28 protein-coding genes are annotated in these 23,839 nt (G+C 74.6%); 13 read left to right on the forward strand and 15 right to left on the reverse strand.

Annotated features, from left to right (window positions below; translation table 11 throughout):
- Positions 1-34: 34 nt before the first annotated feature.
- The 5 genes from BUB17_RS00425 to BUB17_RS00445 form a co-directional block, all read right to left on the reverse strand.
- A complete protein-coding gene (locus BUB17_RS00425) occupies positions 35-1,153 on the reverse strand; it encodes an NAD-dependent epimerase/dehydratase family protein (RefSeq protein ID WP_072911565.1) in 1,119 nt (372 codons plus the stop codon).
- Positions 1,146-2,444 (reverse strand): MFS transporter, encoded by a 1,299-nt coding sequence (locus BUB17_RS00430; protein ID WP_072911567.1) that lies wholly within the window; start codon positions 2,442-2,444, stop codon positions 1,146-1,148. Before BUB17_RS00430 ends, BUB17_RS00425 begins: the two co-directional genes overlap by 8 nt.
- A complete protein-coding gene (locus tag BUB17_RS00435; RefSeq protein ID WP_208983271.1) occupies positions 2,441-3,013 on the reverse strand; it encodes a winged helix-turn-helix domain-containing protein in 573 nt (190 codons plus the stop codon). Before BUB17_RS00435 ends, BUB17_RS00430 begins: the two co-directional genes overlap by 4 nt.
- 75 nt (positions 3,014-3,088) lie before the next feature.
- Positions 3,089-4,426 carry an MFS transporter gene (locus BUB17_RS00440; RefSeq protein ID WP_072911570.1) on the reverse strand — a complete coding sequence of 446 codons (1,338 nt, stop codon included), beginning with the start codon at positions 4,424-4,426 and terminating at the stop codon, positions 3,089-3,091.
- Positions 4,427-4,473: 47 nt separating this feature from the next.
- Entirely contained in the window at positions 4,474-4,659 is a 186-nt protein-coding gene (locus BUB17_RS00445) for a hypothetical protein (RefSeq protein ID WP_072912476.1), read from the reverse strand.
- 88 nt (positions 4,660-4,747) lie between these two features.
- On the opposite strand from BUB17_RS00445, the gene BUB17_RS00450 reads away from it, so the two are divergent.
- Positions 4,748-5,269 (forward strand): nuclear transport factor 2 family protein, encoded by a 522-nt coding sequence (locus BUB17_RS00450; protein ID WP_175561229.1) that lies wholly within the window; start codon positions 4,748-4,750, stop codon positions 5,267-5,269.
- Here the strand turns inward: BUB17_RS00450 and BUB17_RS00455 are convergent.
- On the reverse strand, positions 5,167-6,000 hold the full coding sequence (locus tag BUB17_RS00455) for an alpha/beta fold hydrolase (RefSeq protein WP_072911575.1): 834 nt from the start codon (positions 5,998-6,000) through the stop codon (positions 5,167-5,169). The two genes, BUB17_RS00450 and BUB17_RS00455, sit on opposite strands and share 103 nt — an antisense overlap.
- 132 nt (positions 6,001-6,132) lie before the next feature.
- Between BUB17_RS00455 and idi the strand changes: the two genes are divergently transcribed.
- Positions 6,133-6,675, forward strand: a complete 543-nt coding sequence (idi, locus tag BUB17_RS00460; RefSeq protein WP_072912479.1) for an isopentenyl-diphosphate Delta-isomerase — start codon at positions 6,133-6,135, stop codon at positions 6,673-6,675.
- 13 nt (positions 6,676-6,688) lie between these two features.
- On the opposite strand, the gene BUB17_RS00465 is transcribed toward idi, so the two are convergent.
- Complete coding sequence (locus tag BUB17_RS00465; protein ID WP_072912482.1) at positions 6,689-7,303, reverse strand: maleylpyruvate isomerase N-terminal domain-containing protein; 615 nt, start codon at positions 7,301-7,303, stop codon at positions 6,689-6,691.
- Positions 7,304-7,480: 177 nt separating this feature from the next.
- On the opposite strand from BUB17_RS00465, the gene BUB17_RS00470 reads away from it, so the two are divergent.
- The 4 genes from BUB17_RS00470 (at position 7,481) to BUB17_RS00485 (ending at position 10,211) form a co-directional block, all read left to right on the forward strand.
- On the forward strand, positions 7,481-8,296 hold the full coding sequence (locus BUB17_RS00470; protein ID WP_072911577.1) for a polysaccharide deacetylase family protein: 816 nt from the start codon (positions 7,481-7,483) through the stop codon (positions 8,294-8,296).
- Positions 8,297-8,531: 235 nt separating this feature from the next.
- A complete protein-coding gene (locus BUB17_RS00475; protein ID WP_072911580.1) occupies positions 8,532-9,311 on the forward strand; it encodes an SDR family NAD(P)-dependent oxidoreductase in 780 nt (259 codons plus the stop codon).
- A 27-nt stretch (positions 9,312-9,338) separates the two neighbouring features.
- Positions 9,339-9,623: a hypothetical protein gene (locus tag BUB17_RS00480; protein WP_072911582.1), complete on the forward strand. Its 285-nt coding sequence runs from the start codon at positions 9,339-9,341 to the stop codon at positions 9,621-9,623.
- A gap of 180 nt (positions 9,624-9,803) precedes the next feature.
- The gene (locus BUB17_RS00485; RefSeq protein WP_072911585.1) at positions 9,804-10,211 is read left to right on the forward strand and encodes a four-helix bundle copper-binding protein; all 408 of its coding nucleotides are present in this window, start codon (positions 9,804-9,806) and stop codon (positions 10,209-10,211) included.
- 217 nt (positions 10,212-10,428) lie between these two features.
- On the opposite strand, the gene BUB17_RS00490 is transcribed toward BUB17_RS00485, so the two are convergent.
- Both BUB17_RS00490 and BUB17_RS00495 read right to left on the reverse strand, forming a co-directional pair.
- Positions 10,429-11,043 (reverse strand): LysE family translocator, encoded by a 615-nt coding sequence (locus BUB17_RS00490; protein ID WP_072912485.1) that lies wholly within the window; start codon positions 11,041-11,043, stop codon positions 10,429-10,431.
- A gap of 250 nt (positions 11,044-11,293) precedes the next feature.
- Positions 11,294-12,070 (reverse strand): molybdopterin-dependent oxidoreductase, encoded by a 777-nt coding sequence (locus tag BUB17_RS00495; protein ID WP_175561230.1) that lies wholly within the window; start codon positions 12,068-12,070, stop codon positions 11,294-11,296.
- Positions 12,071-12,163: 93 nt separating this feature from the next.
- Between BUB17_RS00495 and BUB17_RS00500 the strand changes: the two genes are divergently transcribed.
- From BUB17_RS00500 to BUB17_RS00515, 4 genes are all read left to right on the forward strand, one after another.
- Complete coding sequence (locus BUB17_RS00500; protein ID WP_072911587.1) at positions 12,164-12,712, forward strand: TetR/AcrR family transcriptional regulator; 549 nt, start codon at positions 12,164-12,166, stop codon at positions 12,710-12,712.
- A 110-nt stretch (positions 12,713-12,822) separates the two neighbouring features.
- The gene (locus tag BUB17_RS00505; protein WP_244276798.1) at positions 12,823-13,242 is read left to right on the forward strand and encodes a VOC family protein; all 420 of its coding nucleotides are present in this window, start codon (positions 12,823-12,825) and stop codon (positions 13,240-13,242) included.
- 943 nt (positions 13,243-14,185) lie between these two features.
- Entirely contained in the window at positions 14,186-14,596 is a 411-nt protein-coding gene (locus tag BUB17_RS00510) for a VOC family protein (RefSeq protein WP_208983272.1), read from the forward strand.
- Between the two features lie 31 nt (positions 14,597-14,627).
- Positions 14,628-15,053 (forward strand): cupin domain-containing protein, encoded by a 426-nt coding sequence (locus BUB17_RS00515; RefSeq protein ID WP_072911592.1) that lies wholly within the window; start codon positions 14,628-14,630, stop codon positions 15,051-15,053.
- Positions 15,054-15,308: 255 nt separating this feature from the next.
- Here BUB17_RS00515 and BUB17_RS00520 read toward each other — a convergent pair whose 3' ends face one another.
- The gene (locus BUB17_RS00520; protein ID WP_072911595.1) at positions 15,309-16,190 is read right to left on the reverse strand and encodes a sigma-70 family RNA polymerase sigma factor; all 882 of its coding nucleotides are present in this window, start codon (positions 16,188-16,190) and stop codon (positions 15,309-15,311) included.
- Between the two features lie 83 nt (positions 16,191-16,273).
- Between BUB17_RS00520 and BUB17_RS00525 the strand changes: the two genes are divergently transcribed.
- On the forward strand, positions 16,274-16,726 hold the full coding sequence (locus BUB17_RS00525; protein ID WP_072911597.1) for a DUF6223 family protein: 453 nt from the start codon (positions 16,274-16,276) through the stop codon (positions 16,724-16,726).
- Positions 16,727-16,889: 163 nt separating this feature from the next.
- Positions 16,890-17,330 (forward strand): VOC family protein, encoded by a 441-nt coding sequence (locus BUB17_RS00530; protein WP_072911600.1) that lies wholly within the window; start codon positions 16,890-16,892, stop codon positions 17,328-17,330.
- 317 nt (positions 17,331-17,647) lie between these two features.
- Here BUB17_RS00530 and BUB17_RS00535 read toward each other — a convergent pair whose 3' ends face one another.
- From BUB17_RS00535 to BUB17_RS00555, 5 genes are all read right to left on the reverse strand, one after another.
- Entirely contained in the window at positions 17,648-17,842 is a 195-nt protein-coding gene (locus BUB17_RS00535) for a helix-turn-helix transcriptional regulator (protein ID WP_072912492.1), read from the reverse strand.
- A complete protein-coding gene (locus tag BUB17_RS00540) occupies positions 17,842-18,261 on the reverse strand; it encodes a hypothetical protein (RefSeq protein WP_141242843.1) in 420 nt (139 codons plus the stop codon). Before BUB17_RS00540 ends, BUB17_RS00535 begins: the two co-directional genes overlap by 1 nt.
- A gap of 380 nt (positions 18,262-18,641) precedes the next feature.
- A complete protein-coding gene (locus BUB17_RS00545) occupies positions 18,642-20,954 on the reverse strand; it encodes a SpoIIE family protein phosphatase (protein ID WP_072912495.1) in 2,313 nt (770 codons plus the stop codon).
- Positions 20,951-21,577, reverse strand: coding sequence for a biliverdin-producing heme oxygenase (locus BUB17_RS00550; protein ID WP_072911605.1), 627 nt, complete (start codon positions 21,575-21,577; stop codon positions 20,951-20,953). The genes BUB17_RS00545 and BUB17_RS00550 overlap by 4 nt, the downstream gene beginning before the upstream one ends.
- Before the next feature lie 65 nt (positions 21,578-21,642).
- Entirely contained in the window at positions 21,643-22,773 is a 1,131-nt protein-coding gene (locus BUB17_RS00555; RefSeq protein ID WP_072911607.1) for a PucR family transcriptional regulator, read from the reverse strand.
- Between the two features lie 123 nt (positions 22,774-22,896).
- Between BUB17_RS00555 and BUB17_RS00560 the strand changes: the two genes are divergently transcribed.
- Positions 22,897-23,832, forward strand: a complete 936-nt coding sequence (locus BUB17_RS00560; protein WP_083605869.1) for a proline dehydrogenase family protein — start codon at positions 22,897-22,899, stop codon at positions 23,830-23,832.
- Positions 23,833-23,839: the final 7 nt, after the last annotated feature.

Here is a 23,839-nt window from a genome sequence, read left to right on the forward strand (position 1 = left end):
AGGCCCCTCCTGTCTGCGCGGCGACCGCGGACCCTCAGGTCGCCCGGGGCCCGGGGACGTTGGCCGGATCGCCGGCGGGGTCGCGCTCGGGCCCGCCGGCCGGGCTCAGCAGCGCGCCGGGTGCACCCTCGCCGCGGCCCAGCGCGGCGACGAACTGGCGCAGCACGTCGTCGCCACGGTGGGCCGGCGTCCAGTCCAGCAGCCGGCCGGCGCGGCTGCTGTCCAGCGCCGGCGCCTGGGTGCCCAGGTCGAGCCAGCCGGGCTCGGTCGGCACGAGGTGGGCGTGGAAGGCGGCCGACAGCGCAGTCCGCAGCGCGATCGCCGGGACCGGCACCCGCACCGAGCCGAGGGCGCGGGCCAAGCCGTCGGCGTCGAACGTCGGCCCGGCGGCCAGGTTGAACGGCCCCCCGGCCCGGCGGTCCAGCATCGCCACCAGCGCGTCGGCGACGTCGTCGGCGTGCACGAACTGCACGCGCAAAGAAGGCAGCGGCAGCGGCAGCAGCCGGGCCACCTGGCCGGGCAGCAGCCGGGCGGCGCCGAACAGCAGCGGCCCGAGGAAGTACCGGCCGATCTCGCTGCTGGCCTCCGGCTGCAGCACCAGCGTCGGCCGCACGACGGTCAGCGTCGTCCCCTGCCGGGAGCCGAGCAGCTCGCGGACCACCAGCTCGGCCTGGGACTTGTCGCGGCTGTACTGGGAACTCGGGATGCCGGTGACCGGCCAGTCCTCGGCGACCTCCCGGTCCCCGCCGCCGGCGGCGTAGGCGCCGACCGAGGACAGGTGCACGACGTGGCGCACGCCCGCGGCCGCGGCCGCGCGCGCCACCCGGCGGGTGCCCTCGACGTTGACGCGGTGCAACCGCTCCGGCTGCCGGCCCGGTTGGAGCGCCCAGGCCAGGTGGACGACGGCGTCGACGCCGTCGAGGAACCGGGTGAGCTCGTGCTCGCTGCGCGTCTCGCCGAGGTCGGCGAGGTGCCACCGGACGCCGTCGTAGGGGGCCAGGGACGGCGGCTGCCGCCGGGCCAGCCCCCGCACCTCCGCGACGCCGCCGCCGGGTGCGGTGAGCCGGCGCAACAGCGCCGTCCCCACGTTGCCACTGGCGCCGGTGACGGCGACCTTCAGGCCCTGCAGGCGGTCGCGGGTGGGTTCAGCCATGTCCCGCCGCTACCCCCGTCGCGGCCGGTGTACCCGGCGTCTGCGGCCCGGAGTGCCGCGGGCGCAGCCGCAGGGACACCAGCGCGACGAGCAGCAGCGCCACGGCGGCCGCCCGGAACCCGGCCGGGGGCCCCACCGCCTCGACCAGGCGCGGCACCAGCAGGCTGCCCCCCAGTGCTCCGACCATCAGCGCCAGCGACGAGGCCGACAGGGTGGTGGCGCGCTGCCCGCCGGTCACCTGCCCGTGGAGCAGCTGCTTCCACAGCGGCCACGCGGCCGCGTTGGCGACGTGGAAGACGGCGAACAGGCCGCCCAGCGCGAGGGGCCCGGCGACCGTCACGGCCGCGACGGCGAGCGCTCCGAGCACCGCCAGCCCGGTGGTCGCCGCCGCGACCGAGCCCCGGGCCAGCCGCTGGACGGCCGGCGCCAGCAGCGCGCCGAGCCCGGCCGCCGCGTACGAGACCGCCATGACCACGCCGAAGACGGCGGCCCCCTCGGTGCGGCTGCCGGTGAGCTCGGCGACGTGCAAAGGGCCGAGCAGCTCCAGGGTGGTCAGCACCGCCCCGACCAGCAGCGAGATGCCGAGCAGCCGCCGCAGCACCCGGTCCCGGGCGACCAGCCCGACGGTGGCCCGGACGACGACGGGGACCTCGGGCAGGCCCGCCCGCAGTGCGGCAGCGCCACTGCTCCGGGGAGCGCCCACCGGGACCACGAGCGCCGCCACCGCGACGACCGAGACCAGGGCGAGCGCGGCGGCCACCAGCAGCGGCAGGGCGAGCACCTCGCTGCTCCCGTCCCCGGCCAGCAGCGGCAGCAGGCCGCCGAGCACGGCGCCCAGGCACAGCCCCGCCCCGTCGGCCGCGCCCGCGCGGGACAGGCCGCGGGTGACGTCGGCGTCCGGGTCGGCGGCGCGGACGGCCTCGACGTACCAGGCCTCCAGCGGGCCGGAGTCCAGCGCCCGCCCGACGCCCTGGAGCGCCCACGCGAGCGCGAAGGCCGCGGTGCTGTCGGCGACGACCAGGAGCAGCAGCCCGGCGGTGGTCACCAGCCCGGCGAGGGCCAGCACCAGCCGGTGGCCGAGGGCGTCGGCCAGCCCGCCGGTGGGCAGCTCGAGGAGCAGGGTGACCACCGAGTAGACGGCGAGGACGACCCCGATGTCGGCGGGGGACAGGCCCCGGGCCGAGGCCAGCAGCACGGTCACCGGCGTACTCAGGCCGACCGGCAGCCAGCGCAGCGCGGTCAGCCCGACGTAGCGGCGGGTGGCCGTCCGGGCCGTCAGCGGGCGGCTCACGCCGGCAGCTCCGCCAGCCGGAAGACGTCGACGAGCACGTGCACGGTGGGCTGGTCCGGCTGCTCCTCCTCGGCCCGCCACCGCTCGAGCACCGCGTTGAGCTCGTCGGTCAGGGCGCGGGCTCGCGCGGGCGAGAGGCGCAGCACCCAGTCGTTGAGGGACGTCGCCTCCCGCCACTCCCGGTCCAGCTCGTCCCGCTGCTCGGCGTGCGCAGCCAGCAACCGGCGCTGCTGCCCGACGGACAGGTGCGTCAGCTCCTCCACGACCTCGCGGCCGCCGGGTTGGTCGACCAGCTCATCGGTCCGCCACCGGGTGCTGCGGTGCCGGGCTCGCCACCAGCGCTCGCGGGCGGTGCCCTGCCCGGGCACCTCCTCGACGAAGCCGAGGTCGGCCAGCTGCCGCAGGTGGTAGCTGGTGGTCCCGCTGCTCTCGCCCAGCCGCTGGCCCAGCTTGGAGGCCGTCGAGGGCCCGTCGGCGCGCAGCAGGCCGAGCAGGGCGTTGCGCAGGGGGTGGGCGAGCGCACGGAGCACCCGCGGGTCGTGGACGTCGGTGAACGGCTCGTCGGGCACGCTGCCCACCGTAGAAATGCAGAGACCTGTTTGCAAAGAGAGCTCTGCACAGTTCCCGTCAGCCCGGGGGCGTGGTCAGCGGACGGCGGCCTCCAGCGACTCGCCGCGGCGCTCCGGCAGCAGGCAGGCGGCCAGTGCGGCCAGCACGAAGAAGGCGGCGAAGGTGCTGAAGACCAGGCCGTTGCCGCCGGCGGCCAGCAGCGGCGGCACGCACAGCGGGGCGGCGATCGAGGCGAGCCGCCCGAAGCCGGCAGCCGCGCCGGCGCCGGTGGCCCGCAGCGCGGTGGGGTAGACCTCCGGCGTCACCGCGTAGACCGCGCCCCAGGCCCCCAGGTTGAAGAACGACAGCACCATGCCGGTGACCAGGACGGCGGTGTCGCCGTCGGCCAGCGCGAACAGCCCGGCGCCGGCGGCGGAGCCGAGCAGGAAGACCACCAGCGTCGGCCGGCGGCCCCACCGCTCGACCAGCAGGGCCGCGGCGGCGTAGCCGGGCAGCTGGGCCAGCGTGATGAGCAGCGTGAAGCCGAACGAGCGAACCAGCGAGAAGCCCGAGGCGACCAGCAGCGTCGGCAGCCAGATGAAAGCGCCGTAGTAGGCGAAGTTGATGCCGAACCAGACCGCCCACAGCGCCGCCGTCCGCCGGCGGGAGCCCGCCGCCCACAGCGCGCCGGGTCGCGGCGCCGGCGTCGGCTGCGCCGGGGCCGACGGCACCGGGGCGACCCCGGCCGCCGACTCGAACCGGCGCACCGCGGCCTCGGCCTCGTCGGTCCGCCCGCGCAGCTCCAGGAAGCGCACGGACTCCGGCAGCCCCCGGCGCACGACCACCGCGTACAGCGCGGGGACGGCGCCCAGCGCCAGCGCCCACCGCCAGCCGTCGTCGCTGCCGGGGACGACGAGGTAGCCGATCAGCGCCGCCAGCAGCCAGCCGACCGCCCAGAACGCCTCCAGCGCCACGACCACCCGGCCGCGTACCCGCGCCGGGGCGTACTCGCTGACCAGCGTCGAGGCGACGGGCAGCTCGGCGCCCAGACCCAGCCCGATGAGGAAGCGGAACACCAGCAGCGAGGCCACCGACCACGCCAGCGCGGCGGCGCCCGTGGCCACGCCGAAGACCAGCAGGGTGAGCGCGAAGACCTGCCGCCGGCCGATCCGGTCGGCCAGCAGGCCGCCGAGCGTGGCGCCCAGCGCCATGCCGACGAAGCCGATGGCGCCGATCCAGGACAGCTCGGTCGGGGTCAGCGACCACTGGACGGCGAGCGCGGCCATCACGAAGGAGATGAGGCCGACGTCCATCGCGTCCAGCGCCCAGCCCAGGCCGGAGCCCACCACGAGCCGGCCGTGCTCGCGGGTGAACGGCAGCCGGTCGAGCCGCTGCGCGCGGGTCGCCGAGGTGGTGGTCGCGTCGGAGCTCACGGGCGGACGCCCTACCCCGGGCCGTCGGCGGTCACGCGATCGGCGGGTCAGCCGTCGTCGTCCTGGTCGGTGTCCTCGACCTCCTCCTCGATCTCGTTCCCGGTGTCCTCGACCTCCTGCTCGACGCCGTCGTCCACGACGTCGGAGCCGCACGCGGCGGTGGTGAACGAGGTCGCGGCGATGGCGACACCGGCGGCGGCCAGGCGCCAGCGGCGGGTGCGGGTGGTCGTCACGGGGTGCTCCCGGGGGTCGGCTGCGGACGGGTCCTCGGTGTGCCCGGGAGAGGCGCGCTCCATGCCGCAGCGGGCTGCGGTCGCGGTCGTGACGGGACAGCTCGCGGTCGTCGAGGCCTGGCTGGACGCGGTGGACCGGGCCGACACCGGAGCGGCCACGGCGCTGTGCGCGCCGGACCTGGAGATCGTCGGGCCGCGGGGCAGCGTGCGGGGCCGCGAGGTGCTGGGACCGTGGCTGGCGCGGGCCGGGTTCCGCGCCCGCCCGCTGCGCTGGTTCTGCGGTGCCGGCGGGGAGGTCGTCGTCGAGCAGGACGCCACCTGGGCGGACCCGGCGACGGGTGCCGAGCGCGGCCGGGCCGTCGTCGCCGCGCGGTTCCTCGTGACCGACGGCGTCATCGCCCGTGTCCAGCGCCACGACGACGGCCTGCCCACCGCGCTCGCCGCAGCCGGGCTGCGGGAGTCCGACGAGGTGACCGCGCGGCGCTGCCCGGCGGCGGCCGGCACCGGTCAGCCGTGCGCGCGCACGTGCTGGGTGACCAGCTCGGCGACCCGGTCGGGCGCCAGCTCGGGGATGAAGTGGGGCAGGCCCTCGAGCACCTCGAGCCGGTAGGGGGCGTCGACGAACCGCCGGGTCTGCTCGGTCGCGGTGCGGCCGAGGGCGAAGTCGCGGGTGCTCCACAGGTGCAGCGTCGGCACGCGCACCGTGCCGACCGGGTCGCGGGCGTCCAGCGGCAGCGCGCGGTACCAGGCCAGGGCGGCGCTGAGTGCGCCCGGCTCCTGCATCCGCCGCACGTAGTGCCCGGCGAGGTCGGACGGCAGGCCGCTGGTCAGCAGCATCCGGCGCAGCGCCGCGCCGTCCCCGGCCAGCAGCAGCCGCTCGGGCAGCACCGGCAGCTGGAACAGCCCCACGTACCACGAGCGCAGCGCCTGGTCGCTGGTGACGAACGCCCTGGCCATCGCCGCCGGGTGCGGCACCGACAGAGCGGTCAGCGTGCGCACCCGCTCCGGGTGCCCGGCGGCCAGCGCCCAGCCGACGATGCCGCCCCAGTCGTGCCCGACGACGTGCGCGCTGCCCAGCTCGGCGGCGTCGAGCAGCGCCAGGACGTCGCCGGTCAGCTCCCGCAGCCGGTAGGCCGCGCGCCCCGAGGGCCGGGCGCCGGGGGAGTAGCCCCGCTGGTCGGCGGCCAGGGTGCGCAGCCCGGCGTCGTGCAGCCGGTCGGCGACGGCGGTCCAGGCGGCGGCGTCCTGCGGGAAGCCGTGCAGCAGGACGACCGGTTCCCCGCCGGCCGGGCCGCCGTCCCGGACGTCGAAGACCAGACCGTCGCGCGTGAAGCTGTCCACCCCGGCACGGTGCCTCCCGCTCCGCTGCCCCGCCAGTCGGCCCCGGTGGTCGCCGTCCCCACCGCGCACCGTGCGGACACCGACGACCAGGTCAGGTCGGCGGCGGCGGGCCGGCAGGACGACAATGGACGGGTGACGGCCTCGGAGGAGCTCATCGTCCTGCTCGACGACGACGGGACGGCGATCGGCGCGATGCCCAAGCCGCTGGTGCACCACGGCGAGACGCCGCTGCACCGGGCCTTCTCGGCGTACCTGTTCGACGACGCCGGCCGGCTGCTGGTCACCCGCCGCGCGGAGGGGAAGCAGACCTTCCCGGGCATGTGGACCAACACCGTCTGCGGGCACCCCGGCCCCGGGGAGGACGACGCCACGGCGATCGCCCGCCGCGCCGCCTTCGAACTGGGTCTGCAGGTCGACCAGCTGCGCCCGGCGCTGCCCGGCTACCGCTACCGGGCGGAGTTCCGCGGCGTCGTGGAGAACGAGATCTGCCCGGTCTACCTCGGCAGCTTCGCCGGCACCCCGGCGCCGGACCCGGACGAGGTCGGCGAGTGGGAGCTGCTGGACTGGGCGACCTTCCGGAGGCGCCAGGAGTCCGAGGACCGCGACGCGTGGTCGCCGTGGTGCCGCGAGCAGGCCCGTCTGATCGAGGAGGCGGGGCTCGTCCCGGTCGGCTGACCGGCCGGCCGCGTCAGAGCACCGAGAAGCCCGCCGGGAGGCCGGTCCGGCCGGTGAGGGCGAGCAGGAGCGGGCCGGCGACGCCCTCGGCGACGGCGAGGTCGGCGACCAGCCGCAGCGCCTGCGCCGCGGCGGTCGCCGGGACGTCCGGGGGCGCGCCCAGCGCGGTGGCGAGGTCCGCGGTGTGCACCGCCAGCTCGAAGGTGCGGGTGGGCAGGTAGTCCGCCAGCCGCATGCCGCCCGCGATCGTCGTCAGCAGCTCGGTGCCGTCCCGGGCCTCGACGAGCCGGAGCACGCGCCCGGCGATCCCCGCCACGGTGGTGGCCGGATCACTGCCCAGGGCCACCCCGGCGTCCCGTCCGCGCGCCGCGAAGGCCGGGTCGGCGGCCACCGCCCGCGTCGCACGGAAGTAGTCACCGGCGGAGGCGACCTCGATGGTCGCGGCGGGACGGGCGAGGTAGGTCTCCACCGTCAGGAGCGAGCGGCTCGTGTGGCCCACGAGGGCGCGGACGTCCCACTCGCCCAGGGCGGGCTCCGACCACCGGTCACCGACGAGGGCGGCCGTCCGGACGAACCACTGCGCGGCGTCGGCGAACGTCCGCCGCGAGTCCTCCCACGCGACGTCCATGCGGGCGACGCTAGCCCCGACGGGGCCGGCTGCGGACCGGCCGCGGACGGCGGATGCGGCGCGCACCACGAGACGCCGAGCACGGCCGGTGACCGCCGGGGCGCGGACGGTACCGGCCACCCGGGGGCCTCGTGTCGTTGCGCGGGCGGGTCGGGATCCCTCCCTAGCGTCCGCCGCATGGAGCGCCGACGGTTCCTCCTCTTCCTCGCCGCGGGTCTGGCCGGCACGGCCGTGGGTCGCGGCACGGCGGGCCTCGTCGACCCCGCGCGGGCGCCGGTGAGCACCGCCGCGGCCGCCGAGCCGGCGAGCGCGCCCGCGCTGCCCGGCGTGCTGCCCGCGCCGACGGGCGTGGTGGACCGGCTGCCCGGGAACGGCACCCATCTGGCGCTGACCCTCGACGACGGCACCAGCTCGGAGGTCGTCGGGTCGGTCTGCCGGTTCGCCGAGGACTCCGGTGTCCGGCTGACCCTCTTCCCCAACGGCCGCTACTCCTCCTGGGAGGAGAACGCCGGCCGGCTGCAGCCGCTCGTCGACTCCGGGCAGGTCGCGCTGGGCAACCACACCTGGTCGCACCCGGACCTGGCCACCCTCTCCGAAGACGAGATCGCCGAGGAGATCGGTCGCAACCGGGACTGGATCAAGAGCACCTTCGGCGTCCGGACGCCGTTCCTGCGCCCGCCCTTCGGGTCGCACGACGAGCGGGTCGACCGGATCAGCGCCGATCTCGGGCACCCGACGATCGTCATGTGGAACGGCACGCTGGAGGACAACCGGCTGCTCACCCCGGCCGAGCTGATGGCCGCCGCACGGGAGTGGTTCACCGCGCAGGCGGTGATCGTCGGCCACGTCAACCAGCCCACGATCACCACCGTCTACGACGAGCTGCTGGAGCTGATCGCCGAGCGCGGGCTGCAGACGGTCACGCTCGCCGACGTGTGGGGGACGGGGCTGGGCGGGGTGCGGACGGCGTCGGGGAGGGCCGGCGTCGTCTGACGCCGTCGGGAGCATCGCAGCGAGCGGCCGAGCCGACAGGGAGTGGGCATCGCAGCGAGCGCCAGCGAGCGAGGAGCGGAGCGAGCGCGGAGGCGAGAGGAGTCACAGCGAGCGAGGAGCCGCCCGGGAGCGGAGGGCGACGAGTGGGCAGGGCCGTGTGATCGTCCGACCTGCGACGGGCGACGGCATCCACCAGTCTGGTCGGCGAGATCCTGATCGACGGACGGAGGAGCGGATGGCCGACAGCAGGGCGTTGCAGGGACGGGTGGCGCTGGTCACGGGCGGCGCGAGCGGACTGGGCCGGGCCACCTGCGTGGCACTGGCCGAGGCCGGTGCGCACGTGGCGATCGCCGACATCGACCCGGCCGGCAGTGAGGCGACGTCGAAGCTGGTGGCCGACGCGGGCGGGTCGGCGGAGGTCGTCGCGCTCGACGTGACCGACGACGCGAGCCGCCGCGCGGTGGTGCAGGAGCTCTTCGACGCCCACGGCGACGCCTTCGACGTGCTGGCCAACGTCGCCGGCATCGACCGGCCCGGCTACATCACCGACATCGACCTCGCGGACTACCAGCGGGTGCAGGCGGTCAACTGCGAGGGGCCGGTCTTCCTGACCAGCGAGTTCGTGAAGCGGGTCCAGCACCTGCCGGAGGGCTGCACCGCCGACGTCGTCCACATCGTGAGCCTGTCGGCGATCACCTCGGGCAGCGGCGCGATCGCCTACAACGGCTCCAAGGCCGGCTTCCTCAACGCGACCAGGTGCATCCAACGGGAGCTGCGGGAGAAGGCGGTGCGCGGTGCGGACGGCGTCGAGCGGCCCTTCCCGTGCCGCGTGCAGGCGGTCGTCCCCGCGGCGATGGACACCCCGATGATGGAGCAGTGGGGCATCCCGGCCCACCTGATGATGCCGCCGTCGGCGGTCGCGGAGATGGTGCGCTACCTGGTGACGCTGCACCCGGCAGCCTTCGTGCCGGAGATGCAGATCGTGCCGCGTCTGGAGCCCAACTTCCCCCGCTGACCCGGTATCCGGCCCGAGGAGACGACGATGACCAGCCCGGACGACCCCATCCCCGACTCGGCCATGGCCAGCGGGTCGGACGCCGGTGAGCCGGGGGAGCACCTCGGGCCGGCCGACCTGACCGACGACGAGCGACGGGTGCTCGAGGAACTCGAGCGGGACGCGCCGGCCAGCCGTGAGGACGACGACGTCGCCGACAACGCCGTCGTGCGCGCGGCCGAGGACGAGGCGCCGCTGCCGGGGGAGGGCGGCGACCAGGGCGACGGGCTCAGCGCCCGGTTCAGCTCCCCGCCCGGGGAGGACGAGGACTGACGCCGGAACGCGGCTGCCCGGGCGGCCGCGTTCCGCCGTGTCCTCCTCGCCGGAGGAGCGGCTGAGGTCGATCAGCCCGGTGCCCGTACGCCCGTCTGGGTACCCGATCCTGCGGCGGTCGCCCGACCGCCGCCACGAGCCTGCCCCATGCGTGCGTGGGGCCGACGGAGGGACCGACCAGTGACCGTTGCCAGCCAGATGCTCGACACCTACCCGGCCGACCTCGGGGGCATCGACAGGCAGAAGCTCGTCGCCTGCATCGAGGCCTGCTACGAGTGTGCCCAGGCGTGCACGGCATGTGCCGACGCCTGCCTGAGCGAGGAGATGGTCGACCAGTTGCGGACGTGCATCCGCACCAACCTCGACTGCGCCGACGTCTGCGACACCACCGGTCGGGTGCTCTCCCGGCACACCGGCTACGACGCCAACCTGACCCGTGCCGTCCTCGAGGCCTGCGCCGCAGCCTGCAAGGCTTGCGGCGACGAGTGCGCGGGCCACGCCGAGATGCACGAGCACTGCCGCATCTGCGCGGAGGCCTGCCGGCGCTGCGAGAGCGCCTGCCGGGAGCTCATCGACTCCCTCGGCTGAGCGCGGGCCGGGCCCGGGTGGCGCCAGGAGGCCGGACGGCGTGTGTCACGGCGTCTTCCGGCCTCCTGCTGGCGCGGCCGTCGTGGTGCAGCCCCGTCAGTCGTGGTGCAGCCCCGTCACACGACGGCGCAGGACTCGTCGTGTCGGGTCATCCGCATCGAGCACGGGAGTGATGACCACCGACCGCACCGACCAACGGTGCCCGCAAGCGGATCGGCTATCGGTCGATCGTTGCCAGCTTGGCGCCCAATGCGACGAACGAGACGGCGAAGGCCCGTCGGATTCGCTGGACGATGCGCGGCCGATCGAGGAGGTGGCGGCGCACGGCGGCGGCGAAGACGCCGTAGGCCGCGAACACGATGAACGTCATGGCCATGAACACGCCGCTGAGGCCGAGCATCACTGCAAGCTGGTCGTTGCCACGGGCTGTCGGCACGAACTGCGGAAGGAACGCGAAGAAGAACAGGGTCAGTTTCGGGTTGAGCAGGTTGACCAGCACCGCGGATGTCACCACCCGCAGCCAGGAGTGCGACTCGTGCGCGGAGTCGACAACCAGCGGACTGCGGTCCCGCCACGTCGCCCAGGCCATGTACAGCAGGTAGGCGACGCCGAGCAGCTTCATCGTCTCGAAGGCCACTCCGCTGGTGCGAAGCAGCGCCGCGGTGCCGGTGATCGCCGCGGCCAGATGCGGCACGATGCCCAGCGTGCAGCCGGCAGCGGCCACCAGGCTGGCCTTCGCCCCTCGAGAGAGCCCCAGCGAGATGGTGAACAACGCACCGGTGCCGGGCGTGGCCACGATGACCAGCGACGTGATCAAGAATGCGATGGTCACCGCGACCTCCCCGAGCGTGGTCGGCAGCACGCTACAGCCGGGGATCTGATCGCCAGCCGGTAGCTGCACTCATCTCAGCCGCGGCCGCCGGGACTCGGTGCGCGCTGAGCCGGCGGTGGTCGCATCCCGGAAGCGGGATCGTGGTGCGCCGATCAAGGACCCCGCAACGACGATGTGGGCGCAGTCCCGCGAGCCGCACCACGAGCTCAACCGCACGAGACCGAGGAGGCCCAGATACGGTTCCTCCGAGTCACTCGCGAGCCACGGCGCGCCGGCGACCCCGGGCGCTGAGGAACCGGATCGGCGGGATCAGGAGCCGGTAGATCGGCCGCACCGACCAGCCGGGGAGGCGGCCATGACGCTCCTCCTCCCGGACCCTTGATCGCGGATGCTCCTCGAGCAGCCGGTCAACCAGGGACTGGTGAGCGCCCGTCGGCTCGGAGGTGTGGAGCTCGATCCGGCTCAGGTGCTTGGTGCTGATGAAGCCGTACTGGCTCGGGCTGACGAGACGGACCGGCGCGCCATGGTCACCGTCGAGCGGCTGGCCGTCGAGGTGCTCGGCGATCAGCACATCATCGTTGAGCGCGTCTTCGATCGTCACGACCGAGCTGTGGCCGTCGAGTCCCGCGAAGACGACGTGGGTGACCGGGGCGGCTCGGTCGAGCGCCGGCTCGATGATCTCGCTGTAGAAGGTCCCGAAGGCGACGCCCTCCCAGCGAAGGCTGAGGGCCGACCACCCGGCGACGCAGTGGAAGTCGGCGGTGAGCTCGCGGCGGGGTAGCCGCGCGAGCTCGGCCAGCGGCAGCGCGAAGGCTTCTGCCACGGCCCCGCTGACCTCGATCGCATAGGCCTCGGGGATGGCTGGAGGGGGGTGGTGCAGGTGGGTGCCGAAGCGCGGAAACCCCTCGACCGGGTGCTGGCCCGGGGGCAGCCTCAGACCGTGGTGCGGCTCGGCCCCGCGGGGTCGATCTCGATCGGCCACTCCTGCTGAGCCGCCCGTCTGGAGGACCTCGGGTGCGATGCGCATGTCGAACCTCCCCTTATACGATGTCGTACATCGACGCTACCCGGGCGTGTACGGCGCCGTATAGAGGCGGTCGGCGCGGACGGGAGGCAGGTCATGGCGGCGCCGCGCACGCCTCGCCACAGGTGGATCGAGGAAGGGTTGCGGGCGCTGGCCGCCGGCGGGCCGGACGCGGTCCGGATCGAGTCGCTGGCGCGGGCACTGGGCGTCAGCAAGGGCGGCTTCTACGGGTACTTCGAGGACCGGCGGGCGCTGCTGGACGAGATGCTCGATACGTGGGACCGCAGGAGCACCGAGGACGTGATCGACCGCGTCGAGCACGAGGGTGGCGACGCCATGACCAGGGCGCGGCGGGCCGCCGAGCTCACGTTCAGCGACGAGTTGCTGCCGATCGACCTTGCGGTTCGCGACTGGTCCCGGCGCGACGCGGCGGTCGCCGATCGCCTGCGACGCGTCGACAACTTCCGGATGGACTACCTGCGCACGCTGTTGAGCACCGTCTGCGCTGACGAGGAGGAGCTCGAGGCTCGCAGCCTGATCGCCTTCTCGGTGGCGATCGCCGACCACTTCATCGCCGCCGACCACGGCACCCGCAGCCGCGCCGACGTGCGCGAGGTGATCAGGCGACGGCTCTTCGCCAAGTAGGCCGACTTCCACGGCGTCCCGTGGTCGCTCGAGGAACCCGCAGTGGTGCATCTGCCCAACCGCCAGGTGCGCGACCTCTCCTGTCCCGCTGGGGATCGGGACACCGACCCATGTTCGACACCAGCGCTCGGGCGCGCGAAGATCGTCGGGCAGGCCCGACGACCAGGAGCAGCGCCATGCGCGTCACGGAGATCATCGCCGACCTGCACGTGACCGACCTCGAAGCGGCCAAGGGCTTCTACACCGATTACCTCGGTCTGACCGCGGAGGAGTTCAACTTGGGGTGGGTTGCGCGCTACACCTCCCCACGCAGCGGTATCAACATCCAGTTGATGACCCGGGACGCCACTGCCCCTGAGGACCCGGTGATCTCGGTGAGGGTCGACGACATCGATGCCGCCTACGCCCAGGCGCAGGAGCGTGGCTACGAGATCGTCCATCCGTTGACCACCGAGGAGTGGGGCGTAACCCGCTTCTTCGTCCGAGCCCCAGACGGCAACATCCTCAACGTCGTGCAGCACCGCGACTGACCGGGGCAGGCGCCGATGCAGGATCGCGACTGCGCCGGCGCACGGCCATCGCGTACGGGCCTCGTCGTTGCGGCGATGGGACGGGAGGACCTCCCGAACTCGGACGGGACCTCCGCCCCCACCGCAACCCGGGAGGGGATGGTCCGCCGGACGCGGCCCCTGCCTCGGTCCTCCCTGAGACGTCAGCTGCCGTAGATGGCCGCTATCAGCCGAAGCCCGCCGATGACCAGGCCGACCGTGGCTGAGCCGGCAACGTTGCCACTGATCGCCGTCCCGATCAGGGTGACCAGCACCAAAGATCCCCGACGCATCCTGCGATGTTGTAGGCGAAACCCTTGGGATTGCTGAGCTCGTTGCGAGGCCCCGGGCGAAGTCGCTGACGAAGGCCCACAAGATGACGAGGACAAGCGCGCCACCGATCAAGATGCCGAGCACGAGGAGGAAGTTCTGGGCGGCGTCTTGCGCATTTCCCGCGGCAACCAGCACGGCAGCGAGGCTGAGTAGACGGCGCGGTAAGGCAGGGTGCTCCCGGGATCCAGGAGGGCTCTGAGCCCGTGTCACCCGACGGCCGCCTGACCACCCTGATGACCGTGCCGAGTGCTCGCCGAGATGCTCCACCGCCGCCTGCCCGTGCCGGCGTGCTGCCGCGTTCGTCCTGCGGCGGACGCGTCAGAAGCCCCGGCTGACTGCTCGACAGGCCGCGACAGCCGCCAGGAGGGGCGTCCTCATGGCCGCGGCCGTCATCGGGATCCCTCTCCTCCATCGACCAGCCGCCCGCACCGCCGCCGCGCCGCCGAAGGGCAACCCGCTGCGACGACGCTCGCCTGGTCGCTCTCTGCTCGTGCCGAGGCCTCGGTCACCGGTCACATCCTCCCGTCGCGGTCCGTCAGTGCTGTGACGGCGCCGCCCGCGGCGATGTGACAGGCAGCAGAGGAGAACCGCCGTGAATGCTCGAACGCAGATCCCCGCCACGCTCGAGGGGGTCGGCAGCGTCCGCTACCTGGTCGACGACGTCGACACCGCCGTCGCCTTCTACGCCGGCCAGCTCGGCTTCGCCCTGCGAGCCGACGCCCGGCCGGCCTTCGCCGAGCTGGTGCGCGGCCCGCTGCGGCTCCTCCTCAGCGGCCCGGCCAGCACGGCGGGGCGGCCCATGCCCGACGGCCGCACGCCCGTGCCGGGCGGCTGGAACCGCATGCACCTCGTCGTAGACGACCTCGACGCCGAGGTGAGCCGGCTGCGCGCCGCCGGTGTCACCTTCCGCAACGACGTCGTCAGCGGCCCCGGAGGGCGGCAGGTCCTCATCGAGGACCCCTGCGGCAACCCCGTCGAGCTCTTCCAACCCGCCGGCGCCTGACCGCGCCCCGGTCGACACCGAGAGGAAAGCCATGCCCCCCGACCTCCGCAGCACTGTGCTGCTGCGCAGCGAGGACAGCAGTGGCCAGGTGTCCGTGGTGGAGAACATCGTCCCTGCGCGCAGCGCGGGACCTCCGCTGCACAGGCACGACTTCGACGAAGCCTTCTACATACTGGAAGGCGAGCTCGTCTTCCGCGTCGGCGACGCGCTCCTCGCCCGCACTGGCGGACAGCTGGCCTTCGCCCCGCGCGGTGCCGCGCACGCGCTCGTCAACCGCCGCGATGCCCCGGCGCGGTACCTGCTCGTGTGCACCCCTGCTGGCTTCGAGCGCCAGTTCGCCCGGATGGTCGCGCAGGCGCACGGCACCGAGCCGCCACCCTGGGCGCTGCAGCCGATTCCCGAGGTCGTGCTACTCGGCCCATCCATCCTTCGGGAGGTTCTCGACCGCGTGGAGTGACGTGCCCGGGCGCGATCCGTCGGCGAAGGGCCGGAGCCGGGACACGGCCTGCCGTGGACCTGCAGAGTGCTGTACCAGCGAGTACGGCGATGCGGCAGCAGCCCGACGACGCCGAGGGACTGAACGCGGGGCGGCGCCGAGCGCTGACCAGCGTGACGACGGTGCCGACACCGTGAGTCAGCCCCTGGCCACTACCGCGTGATTCGGTGGAGTGACCCACTACGCCCCGTCGGGGCCGCGCACGGGTGCCAGGGATCAGTCCTCGAGGAGCACCACGTCGAGCGCGTCGAGGACGAGGGGGTCGAAGACGACGTCCACGGCGGTGATCCGGCCGCCGGAAACGACGAACTCGAGCGCCCCGCGCAGCCGTCCACCGAACAGGAAAACCGCCCCGGGGGCTCCGTCGAGCAGCGCTGCTCGCGTGGCCCGCGCCTTGCCCAGGAAGGCGCGGGCGATCGCCTGGTCGCCGCGGAGCCGCTGCAGCCCACCAAGATCGGGAACGGCGGCGTCTGCGCGCAGCGCGACATCCGGGTCCAGCACGGCCAGTAGCCCCGCGAAGTCGCCCCCGCGTGCGGCGGCCAAGAACGCCTGCACCACCTCCTGGCGGCGCCGGGCGTCCGTGGGGTCGGCGGCGCCCGCCGGCACACCCTGCACCCGGCGCCGAGCGCGGCTTGCCAGTTGTCGCGCCGCGGCCGGAGTGCGGTCCAGGACGGCCGCGACCTCGTCGAAGGGGACGGCGAACAGGTCGTGCAGCACGAAGGCGAGCCGCTCCGGCGGCGTCAGGGTGTCCAGCACGACGAGCAGTGCCAGGCCGACAGAGTCGGCCAGCTCCGCCTCGTGCTCCGGCTCGGGCCCGCCCTCGAGGTTCGGCGCGTGCAGGTCCAGTGGCTCCTCGCGGCGAGCCCTCCGGCGGCGCAGCACGTCCAGGCACAGCCGACCGACGACCGTGGTCAACCACCCACCAAGGTTGGCCACGTCGGTGGACCCGTGGCGCTGCAGGCGCAGCCACGCCTCCTGCACGGCGTCGTCGGCCTCCTCCGCCGAGCCGAGCATCCGGTGCGCGACCGCCCGCAGGTGTGCGCGATGCGCCTCGAACTGCTCGGCCAGCGGCTGCGCTCCTGCCGCTCCCTCGTCCATCGGTCACATCCTCCCGTCGACGCCCGTCACTGCAGTGACGGCGCCGACCACGGCGACGTGACGAGCAGCAGAGGAGATGCACCATGTCCGTCACTCACCTGATCGCCTCAGCGACGTCCGCCACGCTCGCACTCCTGGGGTCTGCCGCGCCGGCAGCCGCGCACGTCGTGGTCCAGTCGACCGGCGCCGGTGTCGGCGCCTTCACCCCTGGGCGTTCGTGGTCCGTGGTGGCCGTGTTGCTGGGGCTGACCGGCGCGATCGTCGGAGGGCTGGCCCTGGCCCGTTCCCCTGGTCGTCCTGGCGCCCGCAGCGGGAGGGGCGGCGGGGTGGCCCTGGTGGCGGGGCTGGCCGGGGCGGGTGTCGGCGGACTGGTCGTGGCCGCCGCCGACGGAGGCCCTGGCACTGGCTCCGGGATCGTCGGAGGCCTCCTGGCCGTGGCGGTCGGGCTCACCGCCGCCGTCCTCGGCGGACTGGTCCTCACCCGGTCCCGCCGCGCTGCCGCATCGGCTGACCGGCTGACCACTCGCCAGCAGTGAGTGTTCCCGAGGGCCCGCTGGTCTGCGCCGCGGGAGCAGGATGCCGTTGGCGGTCCTTTCTCATCCTGAGGAGACCAGGCGTTGCGGCTGAACCTGTCGAGATCCCTGCGCCGGCTCCGTCCCAGGGACGAAGCGATCAGATCACCACTGGAGGCTGGTTCCCATGGCACACGTGCAACGGTTCGACCACGTCGGCATCACCGTCGCGGACCTCAGCTCGGTGACGGCGTTCTTCGTCAGGCTGGGTCTCGAGGTCGAGGGCAACGGATCCGTGGAGGGCGAGTTCGTGGAGACGGTCTGCGGCATCCCCGGCGCACATTGTGAGATCGCGATGCTGCGGGCACCCGGGGGCGGGACCCAGCTGGAGCTCGCGAGCTTCGTCACGCCCGACCACGTACCCGGATCGCCGACGGCGATGGCCAATGAACTGGGTCTGCGCAACGTGTCCTTCGAGGTGGGCGATCTCCGAGCGGCCGTCGACGCGGTGGCCGCGGACGGCTACGGGCTCGTGGGCGGCATCGGCGAGTACGAGGGCAGTGTGCGTATGGCTTACGTGCGCGGACCAGAGGGGATCGTCGTGTCCCTGTTCGAGCGGATCGGCTGACGCGCGTCCCTCCGTGTCGGCGCTGTCGATGTGTGCCCCGACGCGCCGCCGCCGGGCTTCCCCTCGCAGCAGGATGGGTCAGCGGACTCCATCAGCTGGGGGCCGTCGGTGGCCACTGAAGCCCGACCGGATGGCGGCGTCGCCCGACGGTGTTGTTTCGGTGACCGGAACCAGGCTCGTCAATCACCGGTCCGCTGACCGTCGCCAGCCGTGCCGACTGGCCTCGTCCGCTGACCGGACCGCCACAGCCGACCTCGTCCCCGAGTGCCGTTGGGGATGGAGGTCACGAGCCGGCGCGGCGCCCGTAGCCCGTTCTCCTACGGCGGTGGGAGGAACAGTGACTCGATCGGCTCGCCGAACACCTCGGCGATCTTGAAGGCCAGCGGCAGGCTCGGGTCGTACCGCCCGTTCTCGAGCGCGTTCACCGTCTGGCGGGAGACGCCCAGCCGATCGGCCAGGTCGGCCTGGCTCCAGCGACGCGCCGCCCGGCGTTCGCGCAGGCGATTGCGCATCACCCGCGCCGGGTCTTGACGGCTTTGATCGCGGACCAGCCGAGGAGCCCGCCGATGAAGCTGACGTTCAGCCACACCCTCGGGTCGCCCACGCCCCCCGCCACGAAGAGGCCTCCGACGAACAGGAGCACGATCACGACGACGAAGCCGAGGGCGAGCGCCTCGAGCAGCAGTGTGCGCTCGTACTCGTCGGCTCGCCGCAGGTCACGGAGCTCGGCCCGCAGGCCGAGGGCCAGCAGGGCCAGCATCGGGACGGCCCAGATGACGGTGTCGCCGGGGTCCTCCGGGTCGGTCAGGGTCACTGCGAAGGCCGCGACGGCGGCCGCCATGGCCACGCCGATGGGGATGCTGTCCCGCCTTGCCGCCCGCCGCCGCTCGATCTCGGCGCGACTCTTCCTGGTGCCTGTGGGCTCGGTCATGGGCGAAACGTAAAGGGTGCTTGTCTATGTGTAAAGCGGACTTGTCCTCGGCTGTGGTCCGCCGACGGCAGTCGGCCGGCGGACCTGACGGGCGTGGGGCACTGCCACGGGAAGTCCGCCGCGCCATCGTCCACGCACGGAACCGAACAGGCGCCGCAACTCGTGCCCGCGACCGTTGGCCGAAGGCTCACCGGGCACTCGGCCGACAGGTCGACGGCGCGGGAGGCGCATCCCGCAAGACCCGCCCGGTCACGATCCCCGCGGTGGGGTGTTGACCGGGACGGGTGGGGAGCAGGCCTCATCGTCGGAGACCCACGGGCCCGCCCCCGTCCAGAGGCTCGCCGTGAGCTCGCGAACGGTGAGGAGGACGGGGTCCTTCCTCAGCCGCGCAGCCGGACGGCGACCAGCGCCACGTCGTCCTCCGCGCCGTCGCGGAGCATCCGGCCGATCAGCTCGTCGGAGGCCGCCTCGAGCGGGCGGTCCCGGACGGCGACCAGCTCGCCGGCCAGCCGCGCCACGCCGAGGTCGAAGACCTGGTCGCGCCGCTCGACGAGGCCGTCGGTGTAGAGCAGCAGCGTCGAGCCCGGCTCGAGCAGTGCCTCGGACTCGGTGCGCCGCGCGGCCGGGTCGACGCCCAGCAGCAGCTCGGCGCGGGGTGTGGTCAGCGTCAGCACGCCGTCGCCGGGCTCGACGAGCAGCGGCGGCAGGTGCCCGGCGCTGGACCAGCGCAGCCGGGCACCGCCGGTCTCCGGGTCGGGCGTCAGCCGGCCGACGAGCACCGTCGCCATGGTGTGCAGCCCGAGTCCCGCGACGGCGGAGTCGAGCCGGCGCAGGACGGTGGCCGGGCCGTCGGCGCTGTCGTAGGCGATGCCGCGCAGCAGCCCGCGCAGCTGCGCCATGTCGGCGGCGGCCGCGGTGTCGTGCCCGACGACGTCGCCGATGACGACCACCGTCGACCCGTCGGGCTGCTCGAAGACGTCGTACCAGTCGCCGCCGACCTGGGCCTCACGGGTGGCGGGCACGTACCGCACGGCGACCTGCAGGTGCGGTGACTCCGGCGGGTCGGTGAGCATCGAGCGCTGCAGCGTCTCCGCGGCGCGGACGATGCTGCGGCTGCGCGCGTACAGCGCCTCCAGCAGGTGGGTGCGCAACTCGCCGACCACGGCCAGCTCCTGCGCCGTCCACGGCTCGGACCGGTCGCGGACGGTCTCCCGCCACCGCTCGAAGCTCTTGCGCGGGCTCAGCCGCACGGTGTCGCCCTCGCGCTCCGCGAGCGCCTTGTTGTGCGGATCGCCGCCCCAGTCGACGGTGCGCCGCGCCTCGGCCCGGTGCCAGAGCACGAACTGGCCGTCGGGCAGCGGCAGCACCAGCACCCCGCACGCGGGGTCGGCCGGCACGGCCAGCTCCGGAGCGTGCCGGGGCAGCGAGTCGGTGGCGACGACGTCCTCGCGCCGGGCGGCGGCCCACGCCGCGATCGCCTCGGCGACGCCTGCGGACAGCGGGACACCGCGGCTGCCGCGGTGGCCCTGCAGGTGCACCACGACGCCGTCGGCCGGCAGCAGGTCCAGCAGGCTGGGCGAGCCGAGCAGCGTGTCGGCCAGCGGACGGTCCTCGTCGCGGGTGGCCGTGGCCAGCCAGGCCAGCATCGAGCGCACCTGCAGCGCACGGTGCACCTCGTCCTCCTCGGCGCGGTCGACCAGGCGCAGCGACAGCGTCGAGCCGAGGAACTCCGCCGCCGCCCGGGTGGCGTAGGGCGGAGCGTGCGGACCGGAGTAGTGGTGGCAGGCGATGAGGCCCCACAGCCGGTCGTTCCGCAGCAGCGAGATCGACATCGAGGCACGCACGCCCATGTTCTGCAGGTACTCGACGTGGATCGGCGAGACGCTGCGCAGGGTCGAGAAGGTGAGGTCCAGCGGCGCCCCGGTGGAGGGCACCAGCACCGGCCGCAGCGGCACCGGCCGGTAGTCGACGTCGGAGATCAGCCGGATCCAGTTCTTCTCGTACAGCGCCCGCGCCTGGGCCGGGATGTCGCTGGCCGGGTAGTGCAGCCCGAGGAAGGTGTTGAGGTGGGCCGCCCTGGCCTCGGCCACCACCTCCCCGTTGTAGTCGGCGTCGTAGCGGTAGACCATCACGCGGTCGAAGCCGGTCAGCTCGCGCACCGCCTGCGCGGTGATGTCGTGGAGCTCCGGCAGCGAGGTCGCGCGGTTGAGGTCGGCGACCGTGCCGCGCACCGCCTGGTAGGTGTTCGGGAAGGAGAACGGCCGCGGGCCGTGGGCGGACTCGAGCTCGACGACCAGCAGTGCCGTCGGCGGGCTGACCCCGTCGTCGGGGCCGACGACGGCACGGTGCAGCAGCGCGTCGACCGGCACCGGGCTGCCCTCGACGTCGAGGGTGATCTCGACCGGGTTGCGCTCCCGCAGGTCGCCGAAGGCGCTGGCCGACCGGGCCACCGCCCCGGCCGCGGTCACCCCGAGGACTTCGGGCAGCCGGCGGCCCAGGGCGTCGCAGGGGTCGACGCCGACCAGGCCGGCGAGGTTCTCCGACACCTGCACGACGACGAGGTCGGGCTCGCTCACCGCGAGCAGCACCCCGCGCGGCTGGATGCTGCCGGGCACGTGGATCGGCTCGCGCTCGCAGTTGGACAGGTCGACCGGCGTCCCCGTCGGCAGCAGGTCGGGCTCGTAGTCGGTCATGCGGGCGCCCCGACCGGCGCGCACCAGGCGGCCAGCGCGGTGAACGTGGCCCGCGCGGCCCCGACCACCCGGCCGGGGTCGCCGCCCGCGGCGACCCGCTCCCGGGTCACCCGGCGGTAGGCGTGCCACATGGCACCGGTCTCGGCGCCGTAGGGGGAGAAGGCGCCCAGCCGGACGTCGGGTTCGAGGGTGGGCAGGGTGGCGAGGTGGCGGGAGATGAACGTGCCGCCGAGCGTGGAGCCCTCCAGGACGTAGAGGCGGCCCAGGGCCTGGTCGGTGTCCTCGACGGCGGGTAGCTCGGGCTGCGCCCCGGCGTCCGGCTCGGCGCCCAGGGCGCGCAGGTCCTCGGCGAACAGGTGGGCGCGTCGCCGCCGCGACCAGGCGACGGTCTCGGCGTCACCTGGCCGGCGGCGGGCCCAGGTGTCCAGGCCTGCCTCGGCGGCGGTCCAGAAGGCGTGCAGCCGGGTGAGGACGGCGACCAGCCGGTCGCGGTCCAGCTGCGGGTCCATCAGCCCGAGGGTGGCCTCCACCTGCTCGTGCTCGACGGCCGTGGCCCTGCGCAGTTCGGCGAGGACGTCGGCGCCCTCCGCGTGTCGAGACGACGCCTCTCCTCCAGCACCCATACCGGTTCCGAGACTAGGCGACTGCCCGCTGCCCGGCGCGGGGTGCGGCCGGGGTGCGCGCCCGGTCACGACCCGGTGAGGCGGGCGCTGCGCAGCGAGGCGTGCAGCAGCAGCCGGGCGTCGCCGTCGGACACGTCCAGGCCGGTCAGCTCCGCGATCCGCGCGAGCCGGTAGTACAGCGTCTGGCGGTGCACGTGCAGGGCCGCGGACGCCCGCGCCGCGCTGCACCCCGCGTCCAGCCAGGTCTCGGCGGTGGCGGTGAGGACGGGGTCGGCCAGCAGCGGCCGGACGGCGGGGTCGGGGCCGGGCAGCGCGGCGGCCAGCCGCCAGCCGCCGAGCTCGTCCCAGTGCGCCACGGGGCAGAAGCGCGGAACGGCGGCGGCGACCCGCGCCGCGATACGCGCCTGGTCCCACCGCCCGGCGGGCTCCTCGACCCCGGCGCCGACCGCCGACAACCCCGCGGTGCTGCCGGGCGGCAGGCCGGCCAGCGCGGCGGCGGTCACCGCGGCGGCCGGCCGCAGGTCCGCCCGTCCGGGCAGCGGAACGGCGACGGCGACCAGCCCGTCAGCGGGCAGCACGGCGCTGACCGCACCCGCGGCCGGCGCCCGCCACGGCGCGGGCAGCCCCGCTCCGGCCGGTCGCAGCGCCACGAGCACCACCGGGCGCCGCTCGCCCCAGGCCGCGGCGAGCGTCCGGACCGCCTGGGTCCGCGCGGCGGGGGAGCCGGTGAGCGCGGTGGCCAGCGGGCGGGCCAGGTCACCGGCGCTGTCCTCCCGCTCGGCCAGCAGCCGCCCGGCCTCGGTGGCCAGCTCCACCGCACCGGTCAGCGCGGGGTCGTCGGCGGCGGCCGGGTCGGTGCGTCCGCCGTCGAGCAGCCACAGGTAGCCGTGGGTGCGCCCGGCGTGCCGGACCGGCAGCACCAGGCGGGTGAGGATCCCGGCGTCCGGGTCGCCGGGGGTGCGCAGCGGCCCCTCGGCGACCGCGATGCCGAAGTCCTCGAACCAGCGCCGGGTGGCCGGCGTCGAGCCCCGGCCGAGGATCGAGCGGGTGCGCACGGCGTCCATCACCGGGGTGTCGGCGCCGTCGACCGGGTGGGCGCAGAAGGCCAGCAGGGTGAAGTCGGCGTCCTCCAGGGTCGCCGGGGCGCCGAGCAGGCCCGCCACCCGGTCCACCAGCTCCTGCAGCTCGTCGCGCACCCCGCGTCCTCCTGTACAGGTGTATGACACCCCGACGGCGGACACCGTACGTCTGTCGCTGGCCCCGGGGGCTCCGGCTGCCTAGCGTCGGAGGAGTTCGATCCCCGGTGGCGGAGGTGGCGCGTGCTCTCGCAGAAGGCCCTGCTGCTCGGTGCCTCGCGGCGCCCGGAGCTGCGCCGGCTGGTCACCGGCACCCCGGCCACCCGGGGGGTGGTCGACCGGTTCGTCGCCGGCGAGACCCTCGACGGGGCGCTGGCCGTCGTCCGGCAGCTGTGCGGTGAGGGCCTCGCGGTGACCCTCGACCACCTCGGCGAGGGCGTGACCGACCGCGCCCAGACGGTGCGCTCCCGCGACGCCTACCTGGCGCTGCTCCAGGGGCTGGCACCGCTGCGGCTGGGCGGCGCCGCCGAGGTGTCGGCGAAGCTCTCGGCGTTCGGCCAGGCGCTGCCCGGCGGCGGCACCGACCTGGCCCTGGAGCTGGTCCGGCCGGTCGCGGAGGCGGCGTCGGCGATCGGCACCACGGTCACCCTCGACATGGAGGAGTCGGCCACCGTCGACTCCACCCTCGCCGTCCTCGCCGAGCTGCGCCGTGACCACCCGGGCACCGGGGCGGTGCTGCAGGCCGCGCTGCACCGCACCGAGGAGGACGCCGCCGCGCTCGCCGTGCCCGGGTCGCGGGTGCGGCTGGTCAAGGGCGCCTACGACGAGCCGCCGTCGGTCGCGTGGCAGTCCCGCGCCGACGTCGACGCCGCCTACGCCCGCGGCCTCGGCGTCCTGATGCGCGGACCCGGCCACCCGATGGTCGGCAGCCACGACCCGTGGCTGGTCGCGCTGGCCCGGCGGCTGGCCGACGACGAGGGCCGGACGCCGGACTCCTGGGAGGTGCAGATGCTCTACGGCATCCGTGCCACCGAGCAGCGCCGGCTGGCCGCGGAGGGCGTCTGCGTGCGCGCCTACGTGCCCTACGGCGTCGACTGGTACGGCTACTTCATGCGCCGGCTGGCCGAGCGTCCCGCGAACCTGCGCTTCTTCCTGCGCTCCCTCGTCAGCACCAACTGAAGGGAAG

The organism is Geodermatophilus obscurus (assembly GCF_900143215.1).
Lineage (GTDB): Bacteria > Actinomycetota > Actinomycetes > Mycobacteriales > Geodermatophilaceae > Geodermatophilus > Geodermatophilus obscurus_A.

What these genes read in the sequence shown, in the direction of transcription:
- BUB17_RS00425 (WP_072911565.1), bottom strand. Translation starts at nt 1,153, where the DNA reads ATGGCTGAACCCACCCGCGACCGCCTGCAGGGCCTGAAGGTCGCCGTC.
- BUB17_RS00465 (WP_072912482.1), bottom strand. Translation starts at nt 7,303, where the DNA reads ATGGACGTCGCGTGGGAGGACTCGCGGCGGACGTTCGCCGACGCCGCG.
- BUB17_RS00470 (WP_072911577.1), top strand. Translation starts at nt 7,481, where the DNA reads ATGGAGCGCCGACGGTTCCTCCTCTTCCTCGCCGCGGGTCTGGCCGGC.
- BUB17_RS00475 (WP_072911580.1), top strand. Translation starts at nt 8,532, where the DNA reads ATGGCCGACAGCAGGGCGTTGCAGGGACGGGTGGCGCTGGTCACGGGC.
- BUB17_RS00480 (WP_072911582.1), top strand. Translation starts at nt 9,339, where the DNA reads ATGACCAGCCCGGACGACCCCATCCCCGACTCGGCCATGGCCAGCGGG.
- BUB17_RS00495 (WP_175561230.1), bottom strand. Translation starts at nt 12,070, where the DNA reads ATGCGCATCGCACCCGAGGTCCTCCAGACGGGCGGCTCAGCAGGAGTG.
- BUB17_RS00500 (WP_072911587.1), top strand. Translation starts at nt 12,164, where the DNA reads ATGGCGGCGCCGCGCACGCCTCGCCACAGGTGGATCGAGGAAGGGTTG.
- BUB17_RS00505 (WP_244276798.1), top strand. Translation starts at nt 12,823, where the DNA reads ATGTTCGACACCAGCGCTCGGGCGCGCGAAGATCGTCGGGCAGGCCCG.
- BUB17_RS00515 (WP_072911592.1), top strand. Translation starts at nt 14,628, where the DNA reads ATGCCCCCCGACCTCCGCAGCACTGTGCTGCTGCGCAGCGAGGACAGC.
- BUB17_RS00520 (WP_072911595.1), bottom strand. Translation starts at nt 16,190, where the DNA reads ATGGACGAGGGAGCGGCAGGAGCGCAGCCGCTGGCCGAGCAGTTCGAG.
- BUB17_RS00525 (WP_072911597.1), top strand. Translation starts at nt 16,274, where the DNA reads ATGTCCGTCACTCACCTGATCGCCTCAGCGACGTCCGCCACGCTCGCA.
- BUB17_RS00530 (WP_072911600.1), top strand. Translation starts at nt 16,890, where the DNA reads ATGGCACACGTGCAACGGTTCGACCACGTCGGCATCACCGTCGCGGAC.
- BUB17_RS00535 (WP_072912492.1), bottom strand. Translation starts at nt 17,842, where the DNA reads ATGCGCAATCGCCTGCGCGAACGCCGGGCGGCGCGTCGCTGGAGCCAG.
- BUB17_RS00540 (WP_141242843.1), bottom strand. Translation starts at nt 18,261, where the DNA reads ATGACCGAGCCCACAGGCACCAGGAAGAGTCGCGCCGAGATCGAGCGG.
- BUB17_RS00545 (WP_072912495.1), bottom strand. Translation starts at nt 20,954, where the DNA reads ATGACCGACTACGAGCCCGACCTGCTGCCGACGGGGACGCCGGTCGAC.
- BUB17_RS00550 (WP_072911605.1), bottom strand. Translation starts at nt 21,577, where the DNA reads ATGGGTGCTGGAGGAGAGGCGTCGTCTCGACACGCGGAGGGCGCCGAC.